Source organism: Listeria ivanovii subsp. londoniensis, from assembly GCF_000763495.1.
In the GTDB taxonomy this organism is placed as follows: Bacteria; Bacillota; Bacilli; order Lactobacillales; family Listeriaceae; genus Listeria; species Listeria londoniensis.
Genome location: NZ_CP009576.1, coordinates 2,929,784 through 2,945,094 on the forward strand (window position 1 = coordinate 2,929,784; position 15,311 = coordinate 2,945,094).

The window sequence follows — 15,311 nt, forward strand, 5'->3', positions numbered from 1 at the left end:
CTCATTACATTTTCAAATTATCTAATGCCAAATTAACTTGTAATACGTTTACAGTAGGTTCACCCCAAAATCCAAGTAATCGTTCGCTCGTATTTTCAGCGATTATATCTTTTACTACTTTTGTAGAAATTCCGCGAACCTTGGAAATACGGTCTACTTGATAGGCTGCTGCTTCTTTTGAAATATCTGGATCAACGCCACTTGCAGATGCTGTGACTAAATCCATCGGGATAGCTCGGTTGTTTGTTGGATCAAGCTTATGCCACCAAGCAATTCTTTTTTCAACTAGTTGCTTTTGTTCTTCGCTAGTTGGGTTTAAGTTCGTTGCAGCACCATCGCTCGCTGCTCGCCCAATCAAATATTCAGGCTTCGTAAATGTTTGACCCATTTCCTTAGAACCAACTTTTCCCTGTTTCCCTTCTATTATACTGCCATTTGCTTTGTCCTGAAAAGCTACAGCTGAAATAATTGTTACGACACCGGGATAAACAACACCACATACAAATGTTAAAATGATAAAGCTTATTACTGCTGGCTTCCAAATTTGCATCCATTTTTTCATGATTTTTTCCCCCTATACGATTCCTAAAACAGTTAATAACATATCAATCAATTTAATCGCAATAAACGGTGCAATCAATCCACCCAAGCCGTAAATCAACATATTACGACTAAGTAACTTTCCAGCTGACATTTCCCGGTACTTAACCCCTTTTAAAGATAGTGGGATTAAAGCGATGATAATGACGGCATTGTAGATAATCGCTGATAAAATTGCGCTTGTTGGACTAGTTAGCCCCATTAAATTTAGCGCCGCAAGTTCTGGGAATATCCCATAAAAAAGCACTGGAATAATCGCAAAATATTTAGCTAAATCATTGGCCACACTAAAAGTAGTTAGCGCACCTCGCGTCATTAACAGCTGTTTACCAATTCGAACGATATCAATTAATTTTGTTGGGCTAGAATCAAGGTCAACCATGTTCCCTGCTTCTTTTGCAGCTTGTGTCCCGGTATTCATTGCCACAGCTACATCTGCTTGTGCGAGTGCCGGCGCATCATTAGTTCCATCACCAGTCATCGCAACTAAATGTCCCTCTTGTTGATATTTACGAATCAACTCTAGTTTCGCTTCCGGAGTGGCTTCTGCGAGAAAGTCATCTACTCCGGCTTCTGCTGCGATGGCTGCGGCGGTCATTGGATTATCACCGGTAATCATGATTGTTTTTATACCCATTTTTCTTAAATCAAGGAAACGTTCTTTCACACCATTTTTCACAATATCTTTTAAATAAATAACGCCAAGTACTTTGTTATTTCGTGCTACAACAAGTGGAGTTCCACCAGCATTAGCGACTTTATTAACTATCGCATCACATTCTTTGGGATACGTTCCACCATTTTTCGTTACATACGTCCGAACCGCATCTGCGGCACCTTTTCGAATCGTATTTTCTTGATAATTGATTCCGCTCATTCGTGTTGTTGCTGTGAATGGAACGAATTCCGCATGCATTTCAGCAAAATCTCGGCCGCGGATATCAAATCGTTCTTTCGCTAGTACAACTATGCTCCGGCCTTCCGCAGTTTCATCGGCAATAGAAGAAAGTTGAGCCGCATCTGCTAGTTCTTTCTCTGTAACCCCATCTACTGGCAGAAATTCACTGGCTTTCCGATTCCCAAGCGTGATTGTCCCTGTTTTATCTAACAACAGTACATCGACATCTCCCGCCGCTTCAATTGCCCGACCACTCATCGCTAAGACATTTGCCTGGTTTAAACGACTCATCCCAGCAATTCCAATAGAAGAAAGTAACGCACCAATTGTTGTAGGCGCCAAACAAACGAGCAAAGCAATCACATTTGTAATCGAAATCGCTGACCCAGATCCAGCTTGTTTACTCGCAAAATCCGTAAATGGCAAAAGTGTTGCTGAAACCGCTAGAAAAATAATCGACAGTGTCACTAATAAAATCTGTAACGCAATTTCATTTGGTGTTTTCTTTCGTGAAGCACCTTCGACCATCGCAATCATTTTATCTAAGAAACTTTCCCCAGAAACAGCTGTTACTTCAATAACAAGCCAATCTGAAACAAGAGTTGTCCCGCCTGTCACAGCACTTCTATCTCCGCCAGACTCGCGAATTACTGGCGCTGATTCCCCGGTTATCGCACTTTCATCAACCGAAGCAGCTCCTTCAATAACTTCCCCGTCCATCGGTATTTGCTCATTCGCTAGCACGTAAACAATATCGCCTTTTTTTAAATCATTAGACGCTACTTCAATAACGTCCGATTTGTCACTTACGGTCTTCAATTTCCGAGCAAGGACATCTTTTCGAGCTAGCTTCAAACTATCCGCCTGTGCGCGACCGCGTCCTTCCGCAATCGCCTCTGCAAAATTCGCAAATAACACAGTAAACCATAAAATTAGCGCAATTGCGAGTGTATAACCCGCTTTTTCATCTGAAATCCCCCAAAAGCCAAGAAAATAAAGCCCTGTCGCCAAAATTGCACCCACGTAAACGAGTAACATCACTGGATTTTTCACTTGTAGCTTTGGAGACAATTTTTTCGTTGACTGAATTAGCGCATCTTTCCAAATACCTTTTTCCATCATTTCCATTCACCTCATTTGAAAGTTGTAAAGAAGTCTGCAATCGGTCCAAGCGCAAGTGCTGGCAAGAAACTAAGCGCACCCACTAAGACCACCACGCCAATTAGCAGCCCAATAAACATGCCATTTTTTGTTGATAACGTTCCACTACTTGCTGCAACCGGACTTTTACCCGCCATATTTTGCGCCAAGTAAAGCGCCGCAATAAGCGGAATAAATCGAGCGAATAACATCATTGCTCCACCAACTATATTCGTAAACATCGTATCCGCCATAAACCCAGCAAAAGCACTACCGTTATTGTTTCCCATTGAGGTAAAAGCATACAAGACTTCTGAAAAACCGTGCGCGCCACTTGCCGAAACCGAAGCCTGCACACTAGGCATCATCACCGCAACCGCCGTACCAAACAAAGTTAAAAGCGGTGGAACTAAAATAAGCAAACAAACCATTTTCATATCATATGGCTCAATTTTTTTGCCTAGGTATTCCGGCGTCCGCCCAACTAAAAGCCCAGCGATAAATACCGTCAAAATAATAAAACCAATCATTCCATAAAGCCCACTACCAACTCCACCAAAAATAACTTCACCGAGCTGCATAAAGAACATCGGGACTAATCCTCCGAGTGGCGTCAGACTGTCATGCATTGCATTGACCGCTCCATTGGAAGCTGCTGTAGTTGAAGCAGCAAATAAACTTGATCCGCCAACTCCAAATCGTACTTCTTTTCCTTCCATGCTTCCAGAAGACATAACTCCCGAATAACTAGGACCCGCAAATTGTTCTGAAATAGTAATCGCAACCAATCCAACAACAAAAACAATCATCATTGCTGTCATAATTGCACGTCCTTGCTTGCTATCTTTCACCGCACGCCCAAACATAACAACCAGCGCCACAGGGATTAACAAAATTGCGAGCATTTCTAATAAATTAGTAAAACTAGATGGATTTTCGAACGGAAAAGCTGAATTAGCTCCGAAAAAGCCACCACCATTCGTTCCTAGCTGTTTAATCGCAATTTGACTGGCAGCTGGTCCAAGTGGAATCAACTGTTTCGCTCCATTTTCAACCGTTTCCACTACCGAGTAATCAGCGAACGATTGCACGACTCCTTGTGATACTAAAAGAATAGCCAAAACAAGCGAAAGAGGTAGTAATATATATAGTGTCACTCTAAATAAGTCTTGCCAAAAATTGCCAATTGTTTTCTCTTTCTTCCATATAAAGCCCCGAATTACCGCAAATAAAACAGCAATTCCTGTTGCAGCTGAAACAAAATTCTGCACAGTTAAGCCAATTGACTGAGAAAAATAGGACAAAGCTGCCTCTCCAGAGTATGCTTGCCAGTTCGTATTAGAAACAAAACTCGCAGCCGTATTAAAAGCAAGGCTAAAACTAAGCCCATCCATTTTTTCCGGATTTAGAGGTAAAAACCCTTGTAACATCAAAACTGCCATCAAAAACAAAAAGCTAGTAGCACTAAAAGCAACTACAGAAACGGCGTACCGCTTTGCCGACATTCCCGTGCCACTTACTCCCATTAAACGATAAGTAAATCGTTCTACTGGTTCTAATATTTTCGATAAAAATACTTTCTCACCAATCATTACCTTATACATGTAGATTCCAAGTGGCACTGCTAAAGCTAACAATAATAGAAGAAAAAATACATCTTGCATCAATATATACTTCATAAATCTTCACCTCGAAATAATACATAGAATAAATATACCAACAAACTTAAACCAATTATTCCAGCAATAACTAGAACAACACCCATTTCCGTTCACCCCTCCACAGTACTCTTTACACCTTAATCCTAACAACAATCGTATAAAGACAGTGTTAAGAATGTCACCCCCTACATAAAGATTCCGTTAATAAGCTCACGTGTGTAAATTTTACACACATTAAAATTCAATGTGTAAGTAAAAATGCCAATGAAAACCCTTTTATAGCCGCATTTAAAGTTGGCACGGTACTTGCATATATACTAAGTGTTAAGAGAATTATTCAGAGGAGGAATTTAATCATGAAAACAATTATGCTAGTATGTTCAGCAGGTATGTCTACCAGCTTATTAGTTACCAAAATGGAAAAAGCAGCAGAAGCTCAAGGTTTAGAAGCAAAAATCTTTGCCGTTGCTGAAGCTGAAGCATCCAACCATTTAGACGAAATCGATGTGTTACTACTTGGACCTCAAGTACGTTTCTTAGAAGGAAACATGAAGAAAAAATTAGAGCCAAAAGGTATTCCGCTAGCTGTTATTAACAGTGTTGACTACGGAATGATGAAAGGCGACAAAGTTTTAGAACAAGCATTAGATTTAATGAAGTAAAAAGAGGGTAATTACAGCTAGCTAGCTGAAAATTATAAAAATTTGGAAGAGGTATAGTAATAACACGGAGATTTAGAAATTATGCATACGTCTTAAACCGGTCTATTACTCTATCCTCAAAAAAGGAGAATAAAAAATGAATGGTTTTATCGCATTTATGGAGAAATATTTCATTCCCTACGCAGCCAAAATTGGTGGGCAACGTCATTTAGTAGCAATTCGTGATGGTTTTATCACAACTATGCCTCTAATGATTCTGGGATCTTTCGCCGTTTTAATTAACAACTTCCCAATTCCTGCATACCAAAAGTTCATGAATAACTTATTTGGTGAAGGAACTTGGCAAGCATTTGGCGGAAACGTTTGGAACGGTACTTTTGCTATCTTAGCATTACTTATCGCTTTCACTGTAGCTTACAACTTAGCGAAATCATACGACAAAGATGCTTTATCTTCTGGTGTTGTATCTGTTGCTTCTTTCTTCACTATTGGCGCAATTGCTCCAGGTGCAGACGGTGTAGCTAACACTGGTGGATTAGGATCAACTGGTCTTTTCTTAGCATTAATTATTGCACTTGTTTCTACTGAAATTTTCACTCGTTTGAGTGGCAGCCCGAAACTAATTATCAACATGCCTGACGGTGTTCCACCAGCAGTTTCTCGTTCATTCGCAGCTTTATTTCCTGCAATGATTACTGTATCTATCTTTGGTCTTATCACTGCGTTCTTCCAAGCAGCAGGTGTAACTAACCTAGTTATTTCTTTCTACGAATTAGTACAAGAACCGTTCATGGGTCTTGCGAACTCCTTGCCAGCAGCACTTTTATTGGCATTCATTTCCGCATTCCTTTGGTTCTTCGGTTTGCATGGTGCGAACATTATCGACCCATTCATGCAAACAATTAACGTTCCAGCTATCGAAGCTAACGTAAAAGCATTAGAAGCAGGAAAAGAATTACCTTACATCGTTAACAAACCTTTCTTTGACTCTTTCGTCAACTTAGGCGGAACTGGGGCAACTATCGGTTTAATCATTGCTATCTTTATCGTAGCTCGTAAACATAAAGCGTACATGACAGTTTCTAAATTGTCTGCAGCGCCAGGTCTTTTCAACATTAACGAGCCAATGATGTTTGGTCTTCCAATCGTCTTGAATCCAATTATGTTCATTCCGTACATCTTGGCACCACTTGTACTTGTAACTGTCGCTTATATTGCAACAGCTATTGGTTGGGTCCCAGCTTGTACAATCGTAACTCCTTGGACTACACCACCAATTATCGGTGGAGCACTTGCAACACAAAGTATCGCTGGTGGCGTACTTGCAGCTGTAAACTTAGGATTATCTATTCTAATCTTCCTTCCATTCGCGAAAATTGCTCAAATCCAAGAGCTACGTCGTGAAAAAGAAGCGCTTGCTGCTGGTGGCGTTACTGCAGAATAATTTTTAAAAACCAAATCTTTAAGGATGTGTTTACAGATGGATTTAGAACAAACAATTATGAGCTTGATCGTGTTCGGTGGTAATGCTAAAAGTGACGCTATGTTAGCAATTGATTCCGCTAAAAAAGGCGATTTTGCCCAAGCAGACGAACAAATCACGCAAGCTGAACAAGCACTACTTGAAGCGCATCATTCTCAAACAAAACTTATACAAGGTGAAGCACGTGGCGAAAAAACAGAAGTATCCCTTCTACTCGTTCACGCACAAGATCACTTAATGAATGCCATTACTTTCAAAGATTTAGCGAAAGAAATTGTTGACCTGTATAAGAATAAATAAAACCAAAAAGACCAGCTGTCTGTAGTGCGCCCCTAAAGTTAGACCAAAAAATCTAACTTTGGAGGCGTATTTTAATTGGCTAAATATGATGATGGATTCAAGAGAAAAGTAGTGGAAGCTTACCAAAATAGCGAAGGTGGTTATGGCACACTCGCTCAGCGCTTTGGTATGTCAGATTTTTCTATGGTTAGGAAATGGGTGAAGATTGTAGAGAAACGGGGCTTTGAAGCATTACAAAGGCGAAGAACCAAACAACATTACACTTCCCAATTCAAGCAAAATGTCATACACTATTACTTAAATAGCGGTGACTCTTACCTGGATGTTGCCTTGCAGTATGGTTTGCCTTCAGGGGGATTAATTCAAAGTTGGCACCAAAAATTTCTGCGAGAAGGCATCGAAGGTCTTTCACCAAAACAGAAAGGACGACCTTCGATGTCCAAGAAAAAGAAACAAATTCAGCCCAAGAAACCCATGACACGAGAACAAGCATTAGAACGAGAAAACGAATTATTACGTGCAGAACTTGCTTTTATAAAAAAGCTCCGCGCTTTAGGAATGGATGTCCCAGAACGACTCAAGAACGAGATGCCCGAATCATCCACGAACTCCGAAGTGAGTTCCGACTAACGATTCTTCTGCAAGCCACAAAATTTCCTAAAGCGACCTACATGTATTGGCAAAAACGATTAGAACAGAAAAATCCAAATGCATCATTAGAGAAAAAGATTCAAAAAATTTTTGATGATCACAACGGAAACTATGGCTATCACCGGATTCAACTAGCGTTGAAGGCACAAGGAATAAATGTCAATCAGAAAAAAGTTCGACGAATTATGGGTAAACTTGGGCTAAAAGGATCCAAGTTTATTCGGAAATCTCGTAGATATAATTCTTACAAAGGAGCCATTGGACGAGTGGCAAAGAACCGTATACATCGCCGTTTTTATACGTCCATTCCTCATCAAAAAGTGACCACGGATACATCCGAATTCAAATATTACGAGCGTGATAAAAACAAGCAGCTAGTTATCAAGAAATTGTATTTGGATCCTTTCCTTGATATGTTTAACGGAGAAATTTTATCGTATCGAATTTCTGAGCGCCCCAATTCTAAAGCCATTATCGATGCCCAAAAAGAAGCAATGGATCGTACCGGCGATTGCCCCTATCGTCGGACGTTCCATTCTGACCAAGGATGGGCTTACCAAATGAAAGCATACAAAAAGCAATTAAACCAGCAAAATATCTTTCAAAGTATGTCACGAAAAGGGAACTGTTTTGACAATTCTCCGATGGAGAATTTCTTTGGACTGTTAAAACAAGAAATGTATTACGGGGTAATTTATGCCAGCTTTAAACAATTGAAACAAGCAATAGAAGATTGGATATATTACTACAATCACCATCGAATTAAAACGAAACTTGGTTGTAGTCCTATTCAGTACCGCGAACGGATGACCGCATAAAAATACCAACCAGATTTTTCTGGTCGGCATTTGGTCTAACTTTTGGGTCTCACTACAGTCGTTATTCTGACAGCTGGTTTTTTTTATATTCTTGTGACAATAGCATTTAAGAGCATACCGAAACTGCTGCACGAAAAGTTTAACTCAAACAATGATGTATTTCCCATATTTATACAGTAAAATATCCCTTCAAATTAACTGAAAAGCAAAGCATCTACTCACACAGATGGTTATTATATTTATTTTTTCGATAACCGAAATTTTTTATAAAGCTTAAATCCTACAAAAACAATACCAATAATTAAAATAATTTCTAATATAATTGGTATATAAGGCGCTATCCATCCCATAATTTTACCTCCTTTATTTAAAACTTGTTGTTAATTTCTTCCCACTCACTGAAGCTTTTAATGTAACATTCCAGTTAGTGAGCCTATTTTTACAATCAAATACATAACTAGCACTCGAACCAGAGCTGGTTTTTGAAAGTTTCGTTTTTTTCACATCAAGTCCTGGACTATAAAATTGATACCAAGGATTGTAAACACTTATAATTTTCCCTTTACCATTGGTAACTTTAATTTTAGCCTTAAATGAACAATTATACACACCACTATACCAATAAATTTTCCATGTACTCGTCCCCGTTGAAAGCGAATATGTTCCTTTCAACAAAGGTCTTTCGTCTATGACTGGCGCTATCCCAATCGTTCCCTCTGTTCCATCTTCCAAAACAACTTCTGTTTCCTGAACCATATTCCCGTTTAAATCAAATGACTCTATTTCTTCTCCTTCGACAACTACATCATCTATTTCAGATGCACTAGCATTGATTATGCTTACTCCCGTCGTCATTAAAAAAGTCAGTCCTAATAAAAATAAAATTTTCTTCATCTTTTCTCCTCTTTTCTAGTTGTATTTTATTTCACAATCATTATATCATATTCTTATTTTATATAAAACAGATATACAGAAAATAAGTAGGAATCTTATATATGGTCCATTTTTTGAAATGGCTCTATACAATAATTCCTACTTTTCTATTTTTAGTATTTACTGCTAATTTTTGGTCATATATCAACATTCGGTTAAATTTGCATCCGAACGAATAACTGCTAAAACCACCCCGATAGCAATGAAATTCCCGAGTACAGAACTTCCACCGTAACTAATAAAAGGTAGTGGAATCCCCGTTAAAGGCATTAATCCAATCGTCATTCCAATATTTTCAAAAATGTTAAAAGCGAAACTCACTGCAAATCCGGCCAAAACTAGGGAAGAAAACGTATTTTTCATCATTATTGCCGCCATAATTAATTGATGAATCAATAGCATAAACAAAATTAGGAGTACACTCACACCAATAAAACCAAACTGATGCCCAATCGTGCTAAAAATCATGTCTGTATGACTTTCTGGAATATACGCATTCGTACCTGAACTCCCTGTCATCATCCCTGAACCAACTGCTTTTATTGATAAATTCAGTTGATACACTGAATCCGGATCCTTTGTTGGATCAAGCCAAGCCTGAATGCGTGCAAATTGGTAAGCATGAAAACCCAATTTTTCTAAAACAGAAATATGATATACCACTAAGTACATTCCTGTAACCGCAACACCCAGCAAAACCGTAACCAAGGTAACCATTAACTTTGTTGATTTTATCGCTAACAAAATAATCGCAAGGGCAGTTATTCCGTATACAATCGTAGTACCAAGATCAGGCTGTTTCATAATTAACAGCAACACCACGCCAGTTAAAGCCGCTAGAATCCCTAACTGCTTCCATTTTTGTGCTTCGAATTTTACAGCAAAATGAGCTAACACAAAGATAAAAATGGATTTAGTTATTTCAGAAGGTTGCATTGAAAATCCGCCAAAGCGATACCAACGAGTTGCCCCATTAATATTTTGCACTAAAGGATTAGGAGTGAGTATTCCCAGAAGCAAAATCACCATCACTAAATAAAGCCAAATCGCTTGGTGTCGCAAAAATTCAACCGAAAGCCGCGAAACACCAAAGCAGGCAGCCACTCCAATCGTTAAAAACACTAATTGCATCCCGACAAAATTAGTATTATATTGGTTCGTTTGCTGTGCATAATAAATCGCCACACAACTAACTAATGACAAAAGAAAAACAAACAAAATAATTCGGTTATATAGCAATTCCCGTTTCATAAATACACGACCTTTCTCGCTTTAGCTAAGCCATTTCGCCTTGCTGCAGCTAGTACAAATCCCACTGCACAAGAAAGCATTATCACCGAACTTCCGCCGTAACTTATAAATGGTAACGGCACTCCAGTAAGCGGAATAATCCCACTCACTCCACCCAAATTCAAAAACGTCTGCACAGAAATCCACGTAGCAACCCCAATACACACAAGCGAGTCAAAGATAAATGGACTGCGAACCCCAATATAAAGGGTCGTAAACACGAGCAACATTAGTAAAAAAATCGTCCAAATAACCCCAAATACGCCAAGTTCTTCCGCAATAATCGTCATAATAAAATCTGTATGCGGCTCAGGTAAATATCCAAGCTTCTGAATACTCCCCCCAAGACCATTTCCAAATATACCACCACTCCCAATCGCAAAGTAGCCATTTCTTAGTTGGTAGGAAGCATCCAGATTATCTGTGTTGAATGGATCTAGATAAGCAAATCGCCCTAATTTTGCGGAACTAAAGAAATCCGGGTGAAATAAATAGATAATTACCGCAGCAAACAGCACAAAGATAAATACACCAATCGCCACCCGGACAAGCCGTGAGAGGCCGACTCCGCTTGTTAAAAATACAGCAACCCCAATGACACCTAAAATAAGTGCTGTGCCGAGATCAGGCTGTAAAAATACGAGCGCAACGGTCAAAAACACAAACCCTAACAACCAATACTGCACTCTCTGGCCACAACCTTTTTTCATAAGAACAGTAGCCATCACGAGTATTAGCAATAACTTCACCATCTCAGTTGGTTGAAAGGTCACACCAAGAATAGAGAGCCATCTTTGCGCATTATTCGTGGCGCTCCCAGTCACAAGTACTAAAGCTAGCAAACCAAGTAATGTTCCAGCTAAAATCCGTAATGTGTATCTATGATAAAATAGTTTTACATTGAGACGAGAACAAATTAATAACCCAAGAAGTCCAAGACCATAAAAGAGCAATTGTCTGTTAAAGAAATAACTTGGCTCCACCTTGTAGCGCATAATTGCAACTCCGTAACTCGTGCTATAAACTAAAAGCAAACTCCAAACGGCGAGGAGTAAATACGTTATAAGGAGCAATCGACCGCCTCGCATTTAAATCCACTCCCGGAATTTCCGGATATAGAGCGTTTTTACAACTTGCATGGTTGCCATATAACCGACCAGTACCAAGACTAACCACGGGAAATAATTTCCTGGCAAACTAACAAATCCAATACTATGTCCAAACCCTGTGAAAGGAATAATAAGACCAAGAGACATCACAATCAAAGTCGAAATCATCACAGGGGCAGTTGCCCGACTTTGAATAAATGGAATCTTTTCTGTCCGAATCATATGCACTACAAGTGTCTGTGTTAGTAACCCCACAACAAACCAACCACTATGGAACAGCGCTTGTTCCGCTACCGTGTTGGCACTAAATACAAACCACATAATCAAAAATGTCGCAATATCAAATATCGAACTAACTGGTCCGATACACAAAATAAAACGCAACATTCCTTTTTGTTCCCAAGCATGCGGTTTTTTCAAAAAGGACCGATCCATTTTATCCCAAGGAAGTGTTAGTTGGGAGGAATCGTATAGTAAATTCTGTAGTAATAAATGCAACGAAAGCATCGGTAAGAATGGTATAAAAGCACTCGCAATTAAAACACTAAATACATTTCCAAAATTCGAGCTTGCCGTCATTTTAATGTATTTCAGAATATTTCCGAACACATTCCGTCCTTCCATAACCGCATCATTTAATACAGTTAGACTTTTTTCTAACAAAATAACGGAACTAGCATCTTTCGTAATATCCGCCGCTGTATCAACTGAAATTCCGACATCTGCTTTTCGTAACGCTGGTGCATCATTGACCCCATCGCCAAGAAAACCAACCGTATGCCCAGCTTGTTTAAGCACCTCGATAATTCGTGATTTTTGCATTGGCGTCAACTTTGCAAAAATATGATACTTCTGGAGCACGTCCATTAGTTCTTCATCCATTAATTCGTCCACTTCTGTCCCAAGTATGAAGCCATTTGCAGGAATTCCTACTTCCTGACAAATTCGTTTCGTTACAATTTCGTTATCCCCAGTCAGCACCTTAACATCAATTTGATTTTTGAAAAGGTTGGTAATTGCTTCTTTTGTTGATGGTTTAACGGGATCGCGAAAACCGAGGAAACCAGCAATAATCATTTTTTCTTCGTCTTCTTTTGTGAAACTAACGTCCGTTTTTTGAGATTTAAACGCCACACAAATTACTCGTATCCCCGACCGGTTCATTTCAGAACACATCTCTTGTAATTCGTTCTTTTCATTCATTGTTAACGGTGAAATCGCGCCATCAATCTCTTTATGCGTACAAACAGCTAGCATTTCTTCTACTGCGCCTTTTGTAATCATCCGCGTCTCTAAGTTACTTTCGACAATAACACTCAAACGACGGCGGTCAAAATTAAATGGAATTTCACCGATTTTATTCCAGCCATTTGCGACTTTTTCATTTAATTTGGTCATAACAGCATGGTCTAAAACATTTTTCCAACCAGTTTGGAAATAACTATTTAAGTAAGCCATTTCTAAAACGCTTGTTGATTTTTCGCCTTGACTGTTAATGTAAGTCACCAGCTCAAGTTTGTCTTCTGTTAACGTCCCTGTTTTATCCGTGCATAAAATATCCATCGCGCCAATGTTTTGAATCGCACTAAGTTCTTTCATAATAACTTTTTTCGATGACATATTTATTGCGCCTTTTGCCAAGTTCGTGCTGACAATCATCGGTAGCATCTCTGGCGTTAACCCAACCGCAATCGCTACTGCATAAAGGAACGCTTCTAGCCAGTTTCCTTTCATTAAGCCATTAATCAGAAATACAATTGGCACCATCACTAACATAAAATAAAACAGTAATTTAGAAATGGTTTTAACGCCCTTATCAAAACTTGTATCTCCGCGTTTTTCAGTTGCAGCAATCGAAAGTGAGCCGAAAAATGTTGAGCTTCCGGTCCGAAGAATAACCGCGCGACCATGTCCACTAAGCACATCGGTCCCCATAAACAATAAATTCTCCCGTTCAAAAATTTCTGGGTTAGCTCGTTTATCTTCGGCATATTTCTCTGTAGGTATTGATTCGCCAGTAAGTGCCGATTGATTAATCAACAACTCTGTCGCTGAAATCACTCGTGCATCTGCTGGAATAATATCCCCCACTGAAATTTCGATCACATCACCTGGGACAATTTCATCTTGTATCACAACAGTCATTTTGCCATCCCGAAGCACATTCACTTTGTTTTTCACCATATTTTTTAGCGCATAACTTGCTCGCTCTGCTCTACTAGATTGAATAAACCCAAGCAAGCCACTAGTGAAAATCATAATCGCCATAATTATCGTCGCTTCCATATCCGCTGTCAGATACGAAATAACCATTAATAACACTAAAATATAAATAAATGGATCATTAAAAGCGCGAATAAACAGCCGTAGTTGGGAGACTTTTTGTTCTTCCACCGTTTGATTCCGTCCAAATTCTTTCTGCCTAATCGCCACTTCTACGTGCGTTAAACCTGAATCCATTACACCAACTTCTTCTAAAATTTCTTCCTTGCTCATTTGTGATTCTTTGAGCAATTTATTACCTTGCATTTTTCCTTGTTGTTTTTTCATTTTCCTTGCCTCCAATTTTCTAGGCAAGCTGAAAGTAACGTTTTATGTTTGCCAGAGATGAAGGTTAGTCACTCTTGCAGCTTGATACTCATGATATGAATCCGGTTCTTCCAATTCGTCTTCCTGTCGATGTGCCATATGCCCTCATCTCCTTTCCAATTTTTCCTAAGCTTAATTGTCTGAAAATAACATATTAATTCCCAGATAATTATTTTCATAATAAATACGAAAAAAGTCCTTACCAAAACCTTGGCAAGGACTTCTGAATTTATACGCATACTAAAACAGACTCCCCTCGCTAAAGTTTTGGCACTATGCAACGTAAAGAATACTCTTAGCCACATTATGGAAAGCCTTAATCCGACAATCCCTGTTCTACCCATTGGCGTCTTTGGACATTTTTGGGCAGTGGCCTGTGTTTGCATAGGAGCCTCACCTAACAGGCAAAACTACATATTTATTATCGCTCTAATCGTCTACGAGTTTAACACAGAAATTCTGGGCTCGCAAGACAAAATGTAAAATACTTAACTTTTATTTAACTTTTTACAATTTATTTCAACAATTTCAGCAGGACATCTGCCAATGCATCCGCAGTTGTTGTAATCGTTGGCGGGCGTTTGTAGATATCATCGCGAACCTTTTCAACCATAATTAATAAAATAACACTATTTAAAATTAATGAAATCGCATCAGCTTCTTGGGTAGAATTTGTACTGGGGATAATTTCTTTTACTTTTTCATTAACTCGCTCATATAAATATTCGACAATGGATGGATCAATAAATTCCATGTCTTTGCTTCCCATTTCCCGAACAGAAATCACCATGAAGTCCCGATACTTTTCATAAATATCCGAAATAAACTGACTTGCTTGACGTAAAAATAGTTTTTCGCTTTCAAAATCTTTATCAAAAAATTGATTAATTTCTGCTTTCATACTCTCAAATTGGACTTCAAGCGTCATGTGAATCAAATTATCTTTATTCTTAAATTTTTTAAAAATAGTCGCTTCATTTATTCCAGCTGCTTCTGCTAGTTGCCTAGTTGTAGAGCCTTTTATCCCATTTTTAGCCATCATACAAAGCGTTGCATCCATGATGGTTTCATTTGTAATCATTCAAATTCCTCCGTTCAATTAAGTAAGCACTTGCTTATATTTAGTATACCAAAAACTATTCTTTTTGACAATTTAATTACAATTTGTATATACCAT

The 15,311-nt window shown here is 38.8% G+C and carries 13 protein-coding genes, 1 pseudogene and 1 riboswitch; of the genes and pseudogenes, 5 read left to right on the forward strand and 9 right to left on the reverse strand.

Features of this window, described 5'->3' with window-relative positions; translation table 11 throughout:
- Positions 1-4: 4 nt before the first annotated feature.
- Genes kdpC through JL53_RS14525 form a run of 4 tightly spaced genes read right to left on the reverse strand, consistent with a single transcriptional unit; the run spans position 5 to position 4,403 of the window.
- A complete protein-coding gene (kdpC, locus tag JL53_RS14510; protein WP_003720995.1) occupies positions 5-562 on the reverse strand; it encodes a K(+)-transporting ATPase subunit C in 558 nt (185 codons plus the stop codon).
- Between the two features lie 12 nt (positions 563-574).
- Positions 575-2,620 (reverse strand): potassium-transporting ATPase subunit KdpB, encoded by a 2,046-nt coding sequence (kdpB, locus tag JL53_RS14515; protein WP_077916429.1) that lies wholly within the window; start codon positions 2,618-2,620, stop codon positions 575-577.
- A gap of 11 nt (positions 2,621-2,631) precedes the next feature.
- Positions 2,632-4,317 carry a potassium-transporting ATPase subunit KdpA gene (gene kdpA, locus JL53_RS14520; RefSeq protein ID WP_038407992.1) on the reverse strand — a complete coding sequence of 562 codons (1,686 nt, stop codon included), beginning with the start codon at positions 4,315-4,317 and terminating at the stop codon, positions 2,632-2,634.
- Positions 4,314-4,403, reverse strand: a complete 90-nt coding sequence (locus tag JL53_RS14525; protein ID WP_032363911.1) for a potassium-transporting ATPase subunit F — start codon at positions 4,401-4,403, stop codon at positions 4,314-4,316. The genes kdpA and JL53_RS14525 overlap by 4 nt, the downstream gene beginning before the upstream one ends.
- A gap of 252 nt (positions 4,404-4,655) precedes the next feature.
- Here JL53_RS14525 and JL53_RS14530 point away from each other — a divergent pair, with 252 nt between their 5' ends.
- The 5 genes and pseudogenes from JL53_RS14530 (at position 4,656) to JL53_RS15465 (ending at position 8,213) form a co-directional block, all read left to right on the forward strand.
- A complete protein-coding gene (locus JL53_RS14530; RefSeq protein WP_003720999.1) occupies positions 4,656-4,961 on the forward strand; it encodes a PTS sugar transporter subunit IIB in 306 nt (101 codons plus the stop codon).
- Positions 4,962-5,097: 136 nt separating this feature from the next.
- Positions 5,098-6,405 carry a PTS sugar transporter subunit IIC gene (locus tag JL53_RS14535; protein ID WP_038407994.1) on the forward strand — a complete coding sequence of 436 codons (1,308 nt, stop codon included), beginning with the start codon at positions 5,098-5,100 and terminating at the stop codon, positions 6,403-6,405.
- 36 nt (positions 6,406-6,441) lie between these two features.
- Positions 6,442-6,744 carry a PTS sugar transporter subunit IIA gene (locus JL53_RS14540; protein WP_038407996.1) on the forward strand — a complete coding sequence of 101 codons (303 nt, stop codon included), beginning with the start codon at positions 6,442-6,444 and terminating at the stop codon, positions 6,742-6,744.
- 111 nt (positions 6,745-6,855) lie between these two features.
- Positions 6,856-7,116, forward strand: a pseudogene (locus JL53_RS15975) (transposase); the annotation flags it as partial.
- Positions 7,113-8,213: an IS3 family transposase gene (locus JL53_RS15465; protein WP_234288468.1), complete on the forward strand. Its 1,101-nt coding sequence runs from the start codon at positions 7,113-7,115 to the stop codon at positions 8,211-8,213. The pseudogene JL53_RS15975 and the gene JL53_RS15465, both read left to right, overlap by 4 nt.
- 363 nt (positions 8,214-8,576) lie before the next feature.
- On the opposite strand, the gene JL53_RS14555 is transcribed toward JL53_RS15465, so the two are convergent.
- From JL53_RS14555 to JL53_RS14580, 5 genes are all read right to left on the reverse strand, one after another.
- On the reverse strand, positions 8,577-9,107 hold the full coding sequence (locus tag JL53_RS14555) for a DUF5626 family protein (protein WP_038407999.1): 531 nt from the start codon (positions 9,105-9,107) through the stop codon (positions 8,577-8,579).
- A 183-nt stretch (positions 9,108-9,290) separates the two neighbouring features.
- On the reverse strand, positions 9,291-10,397 hold the full coding sequence (locus tag JL53_RS14560) for an FtsW/RodA/SpoVE family cell cycle protein (RefSeq protein ID WP_038408000.1): 1,107 nt from the start codon (positions 10,395-10,397) through the stop codon (positions 9,291-9,293).
- Positions 10,394-11,524, reverse strand: a complete 1,131-nt coding sequence (locus JL53_RS14565) for an FtsW/RodA/SpoVE family cell cycle protein (RefSeq protein ID WP_038408001.1) — start codon at positions 11,522-11,524, stop codon at positions 10,394-10,396. The genes JL53_RS14560 and JL53_RS14565 overlap by 4 nt, the downstream gene beginning before the upstream one ends.
- Positions 11,525-14,095 carry a magnesium-translocating P-type ATPase gene (gene mgtA / locus JL53_RS14570; protein WP_038408002.1) on the reverse strand — a complete coding sequence of 857 codons (2,571 nt, stop codon included), beginning with the start codon at positions 14,093-14,095 and terminating at the stop codon, positions 11,525-11,527.
- A gap of 284 nt (positions 14,096-14,379) precedes the next feature.
- Positions 14,380-14,546: riboswitch (M-box (ykoK) riboswitch) on the reverse strand.
- Positions 14,547-14,648: 102 nt separating this feature from the next.
- On the reverse strand, positions 14,649-15,215 hold the full coding sequence (locus JL53_RS14580) for a TetR/AcrR family transcriptional regulator (protein WP_003721004.1): 567 nt from the start codon (positions 15,213-15,215) through the stop codon (positions 14,649-14,651).
- Positions 15,216-15,311 lie beyond the last annotated feature (96 nt).

What these genes read in the sequence shown, in the direction of transcription:
- JL53_RS14530 (WP_003720999.1), top strand. Translation starts at nt 4,656, where the DNA reads ATGAAAACAATTATGCTAGTATGTTCAGCAGGTATGTCTACCAGCTTA.
- JL53_RS14580 (WP_003721004.1), bottom strand. Translation starts at nt 15,215, where the DNA reads ATGATTACAAATGAAACCATCATGGATGCAACGCTTTGTATGATGGCT.
- mgtA (WP_038408002.1), bottom strand. Translation starts at nt 14,095, where the DNA reads ATGAAAAAACAACAAGGAAAAATGCAAGGTAATAAATTGCTCAAAGAA.
- JL53_RS14525 (WP_032363911.1), bottom strand. Translation starts at nt 4,403, where the DNA reads ATGGGTGTTGTTCTAGTTATTGCTGGAATAATTGGTTTAAGTTTGTTG.
- JL53_RS14540 (WP_038407996.1), top strand. Translation starts at nt 6,442, where the DNA reads ATGGATTTAGAACAAACAATTATGAGCTTGATCGTGTTCGGTGGTAAT.
- JL53_RS14565 (WP_038408001.1), bottom strand. Translation starts at nt 11,524, where the DNA reads ATGCGAGGCGGTCGATTGCTCCTTATAACGTATTTACTCCTCGCCGTT.
- kdpC (WP_003720995.1), bottom strand. Translation starts at nt 562, where the DNA reads ATGAAAAAATGGATGCAAATTTGGAAGCCAGCAGTAATAAGCTTTATC.
- JL53_RS14555 (WP_038407999.1), bottom strand. Translation starts at nt 9,107, where the DNA reads ATGAAGAAAATTTTATTTTTATTAGGACTGACTTTTTTAATGACGACG.
- JL53_RS14535 (WP_038407994.1), top strand. Translation starts at nt 5,098, where the DNA reads ATGAATGGTTTTATCGCATTTATGGAGAAATATTTCATTCCCTACGCA.
- JL53_RS14560 (WP_038408000.1), bottom strand. Translation starts at nt 10,397, where the DNA reads ATGAAACGGGAATTGCTATATAACCGAATTATTTTGTTTGTTTTTCTT.
- kdpA (WP_038407992.1), bottom strand. Translation starts at nt 4,317, where the DNA reads ATGAAGTATATATTGATGCAAGATGTATTTTTTCTTCTATTATTGTTA.
- kdpB (WP_077916429.1), bottom strand. Translation starts at nt 2,620, where the DNA reads ATGATGGAAAAAGGTATTTGGAAAGATGCGCTAATTCAGTCAACGAAA.